We start from the raw sequence: 3,789 nt of genomic DNA, 5'->3' as shown, positions 1-3,789 counted from the left end.
CTTCCGCTCATCGCCACGTCCTCATACCAGTGCTACACAAGACACTTTAGTACGCAGCGAACATATTTCAATGAATTTTTAACTCACGACACTAGAGGTTGGGCGGGCTGCGCCTTGTCCTCCTTGGCCGCTTGTCGGGGGGACGGATTTGCCTTCCCTGTATGGCGAGTCTTTCGGCTGTCTGATTGGTAATCTGCTGCTGGACGTAGTCGAGCACATCTTTGCTGAGCAGAACATACGCGCGGCCGATCCGTGCTGCTGGTAGCACACCATCTCTGATGAGATCCAATATCGTTTTCGGATGCACCTTCATCATGTCGGCGGCGCCGTTAATGTCCACTGTCACAAGTGTTCCCATGCGCGGCTCAATGTGATGAAAATCTGGATGATGGACCGGCCAGGTGTGGACGTCGGACGTCCACCTGCGAATGCAGCGACGCAAATTCCTGTCGCGACCCGGCGGCGCCATCATAGCAGGCCTCAATTCCCCGATTCAGACCGTCCCCACGCACATTGGTTTGTGGCGCCGCGCCCGTCCTGCGCCCGAACTTGTACCGGCGTGCCGGCATACCTCAGCACGGCGGGGCGTCCCGCCGAATGGCACAACAGATTTAGGATGTGTTGGTGGTCTCACGCCCCGGCGCTTGAGGGTGCGGGCAGCAGCGCTACTGAAATACCGTTCGTGCTATCTCACGACCGCGTCGAAAGGCAGGGGCCGGCAAGTAGCGGTCATCGGCCGAAGTCCCCCAAATTTGCAACAATGTCTCGGGTCAAGCGCTCACCGAGTGTTCCACTAGCGTTGCCGCGAGTCAGCTTCGCTTACCTGCTTGAGCCGCGCCAGCCAATCCAGCAGGGCTCCGTCCAGCATCGGTTGCAGAGTCGTGACGTTGGCCCTCACGACGTCACCACTCCACGACTCCTCAGTGTGCACGTGGACGCCGCGCCCCGTTGCGGTGAACTCCCAAACATGCACCGCGAAGATTCCTTGCGCCGGGCCTGTCCAGACGATTCTTCGCTTCGGAACGATCTGCTGGATCGTCGACGTGATCTTCAAGCCACCTTCCTCCCATTTGAATGCCGATCCGACCGCCAGCCTCCCGTCAAAGTGAGCTGCAGTCACGGTGGGCCGCCACGTCGGCCAAGCCGAGATGTTTGTCTGAACCGCCCACACGGTTGAGAGCGGCGCGTCGATGTCGACGTCATGGCGCGACACTACCGGAGCTGCCTGATCGATACTCACTGTACTCCCCGCGTGCGCCTGTCTTGCCGCGAGCAGCACAACAGCGACTACCACGAAGACCCTACCAACAGACGCACGGTTGATGAGGCGCGCGACTGCGCTGGAAGTGAAGTCGTTCATGGCGATCCTCACGCTGCGGTGGCCAGCGCATGCGTATTCGACGCGGCGACGATCGTCTGCCGGATGCCTTCCACATAGGACGTTTTGCGGATCGGCCCGATCAGTTGCTGCAGCGCCGAATCGTCCATGATCAGTGGGTCGGTCATCAGGTAGTTCATCTCGACCATCTCGCGCATGAAAGGGTTGAACAGGCCGATCAGTCGAAGCATCATCTTGCCTGCCACGCGCAACTTGAGCTTTTTGCCCGTCTGGCGTTCCATCTCCGACACCAGTTCGCGCTGCGTCGTGACACCCGCGCCCGCGAGGTTCCAGATCTTCCCGAACGCGGCGGGAGTATCGACCAGCCGCGCAACCACCGGACCGACGTCGGGTACGAAGACGAACTCGTGCGGGCGGTCGATCGGCCCGACCATGTCTGCGGTGCCGCCGTTCACCGCAGCCTGCGCCGCGCGGTGCAGCAGACTGGCTTCCACTCCAGGGCCGTAGAAGTCCGGCAAGCGGAGGACCGTTGCGTTGACGCGGCCGTCGCCATGCGCTTGCATCAGTAGATCCTCCTGCGCCTTGCGCATGCGGCCCTTGAACGTGTGTGGCTCACGTGGGTGGTCTTCGCGCACCGGGTTGGCTTCTGTCATGCCGTACGGGTACACGGTGCCGATCAGGATGATGTTTTTGACCCCGGCGGCGACCGCACCATCAATCGTCTTGCGCATCAGTTCGGGATGCAGTTCGAACTGCCAGTAGTTCACGCCGACCATATAGATCAGCGTCTCGATTCCCTTTGCTGCGGCTAGCACGGAGGCGGGCGAATCCGGGGTCCAGGTAACGATTTCAGCGAGCGGATCAGCGCCGAATGCCTTGCGCAGGCTAGCTTCCGTACGGCCGACGACGCGATACGGACAGCCTCTGCTGCTGAGGGCGGAGGCAATGCTTTGACCGATGACGCCGGCTGCGCCGAATAGGGCTACGTTGGACATGATGATTCTCCTTTCGGTGAGTGTTCAGAACGAGAGAGGGCGAAAGATCGCAGCTGAGATCGACAAGGCACGAGAGCGCACAGCCACCAGACACGCGTCGAGAACGGGTTGAACCGGTGCCCGCGGGCAGGCTTCAAGCGCTGCGACGGAAGCGGCGAACAGCACGCCAACGACCCGCTTCGCCCATACGGCTGTGACGCAGGCACCCTGGCGGGGCGATGTCCGGGCGTCGATGGCTGCAATGTTCATTTTTGACTCCGTGGACTTCGATCGATGTTGCTGCCGGAGTCCGTAGTTTGCTCATTAGACGGTCAAACGGAAATTGCCTAGAATTGCATGGAATCTATAAAAAAATGCATACAATGAATCGACGCGAACCGAACTGGGAGTGGTACCGCACTTTTTTGGCAGTTCTGGAGACAGGTTCACTGTCGGCGGCCGGGCGCGCGTTGGGTATGACTCAACCGACGATCGGCCGTCACATCGACGGTCTTGAATCGGCACTGGCGTTAAAGCTCTTCACACGCTCGTTCGATGGCTTCGCGCCTACCGACGCTGCGCTCGAACTGAAGCCCTATGCGGCGGACGTGGCCGCGACCTCCGCAGCACTGCTTCGGATGGCCTCCAGCCATGGTGCAGGCGTTCGCGGCACGGTGCGATTGACCGCGAGCGAGGTGATTGGCGTCGAGGTGCTTCCGCCTATCCTCGCGGCATTGCGCAACGAGCACCCGGAACTGGCCATCGAACTGGTGTTGTCGAACAAGGTGGATGATTTACTGCATCGCGAGGCGGACATCGCGGTGCGCATGCTTCGGCCCACGCAGGAAGCATTGGTGGCCCAACGCGTAGGCGGCATCGAACTCGGTTTGTATGCTCACGAACGCTATTTGGCAGCGCACGGCACACCGAAATCGATAGATGAGTTGTCCCACCATGCGATCGTCGGCTTTGATAACGAGAACGCGTTCATCCGCCAGCTCCAGGATCGATTCCCGGTGTTCTCGCGCGCTGCCCTGGCGTTTCGTGCCGATAGCGACCTGGCCCAGCTAGGCGCCATCCGCGCGGGCTTCGGCATTGGAGCATGCCAATCGGCGTTGGCCGTGCGGGACAAGGCGCTTGTACGAGTGCTACCGGCCAGTTTTTCCTTGACGATGGACACCTGGGTCGCCATGCACGAGGACCTACGCGAGAGCACGCGTTGTGCCGCGACGTTCGCGGCAATCGCCGCGGGGTTAAAGGCTTACATACGGCGATCGTAGATCACCTGGCGGTTGCCGACGACAGTCCGGAAGCGTTGGCAGGAGTGTCGGGCTTCCGGTTACGCTCGACTCATCGCAAATGGCCGGTTTCGAGAATTGTAAAGGGCCGTTGTGGGTCCAGCCTGTGTGAAAACACATTGATCGCCTAAACTGAATCAACGCGCTGAGACCGGGTGACTCATGAAGCGATTCGTTG

5 protein-coding genes are annotated in these 3,789 nt (G+C 60.5%); 1 reads left to right on the top strand and 4 read right to left on the bottom strand.

The genetic code is table 11. The annotated features are described in order from the left end of the window. Nucleotides 1-91: 91 nt before the first annotated feature. From HDG33_RS36660 to HDG33_RS36645, 4 genes are all read right to left on the bottom strand, one after another. Complete coding sequence (locus HDG33_RS36660) at nucleotides 92-358, bottom strand: helix-turn-helix domain-containing protein (RefSeq protein ID WP_184041179.1); 267 nt, start codon at nucleotides 356-358, stop codon at nucleotides 92-94. 435 nt (nucleotides 359-793) lie between these two features. Beyond that, entirely contained in the window at nucleotides 794-1,360 is a 567-nt protein-coding gene (locus HDG33_RS36655) for an SRPBCC family protein (protein ID WP_184041177.1), read from the bottom strand. An 8-nt stretch (nucleotides 1,361-1,368) separates the two neighbouring features. Continuing rightward, nucleotides 1,369-2,334, bottom strand: coding sequence for an NAD-dependent epimerase/dehydratase family protein (locus tag HDG33_RS36650; protein ID WP_184041175.1), 966 nt, complete (start codon nucleotides 2,332-2,334; stop codon nucleotides 1,369-1,371). A gap of 24 nt (nucleotides 2,335-2,358) precedes the next feature. Beyond that, nucleotides 2,359-2,583: a hypothetical protein gene (locus tag HDG33_RS36645; protein WP_184041173.1), complete on the bottom strand. Its 225-nt coding sequence runs from the start codon at nucleotides 2,581-2,583 to the stop codon at nucleotides 2,359-2,361. Nucleotides 2,584-2,696: 113 nt separating this feature from the next. On the opposite strand from HDG33_RS36645, the gene HDG33_RS36640 reads away from it, so the two are divergent. After that, on the top strand, nucleotides 2,697-3,593 hold the full coding sequence (locus tag HDG33_RS36640) for a LysR family transcriptional regulator (RefSeq protein WP_184041171.1): 897 nt from the start codon (nucleotides 2,697-2,699) through the stop codon (nucleotides 3,591-3,593). Nucleotides 3,594-3,789: the final 196 nt, after the last annotated feature.

It is taken from the genome of Paraburkholderia sp. Cpub6 (genome assembly GCF_014201065.1).
GTDB classification, from domain to species: Bacteria; Pseudomonadota; Gammaproteobacteria; order Burkholderiales; family Burkholderiaceae; genus Paraburkholderia; species Paraburkholderia tuberum.
Note: the sequence above shows the minus strand (reverse complement) of the source record. Positions and strands in the feature narration are given on the sequence as shown.